This window comes from Bremerella sp. JC817, assembly GCF_040718835.1.
In the GTDB taxonomy this organism is placed as follows: domain Bacteria; phylum Planctomycetota; class Planctomycetia; order Pirellulales; family Pirellulaceae; genus Bremerella.
On the sequence record NZ_JBFEFG010000251.1, the window covers coordinates 1 to 307 of the forward strand.

At 67.8% G+C, this 307-nt stretch carries 1 protein-coding gene; it reads right to left on the reverse strand.

The annotated features are described in order from the left end of the window. Nucleotides 1–255 (reverse strand): prephenate dehydratase domain-containing protein (locus AB1L30_RS03885; RefSeq protein ID WP_367012078.1); only part of this gene is annotated, 255 nt, incomplete at its 3' end. Nucleotides 256–307 lie beyond the last annotated feature (52 nt).

Below are 307 nucleotides of genomic sequence, written 5' to 3' on the forward strand. Positions count from 1 at the left end.
GTCCGCGACCCGGCCGTGCTGCGAATTCTCGATCGGGATCAGGGCGCGGCCGGCAATGCCGGTCTTCACGGCATCGATCGCGTCGTTGAAGCCGTGGCAGGGCAGCGGCAGCGCATCAGGATCGAACTGTCCCGCGGCGCGGTGGGAATTGGAGCCCGGGGCGCCGCCGAAGGAAATCGTGCGCGCAGGATCGCCCTGCGCCGCAAGGCGCATCGTTTCGACCAGTTCGAGAGCAGGGGCAGGGAACTTGCGCATGGGTCGAAGCCCCTTAGGGCGGGACTTCGCGGCCTACAATGGTGCGCGAACT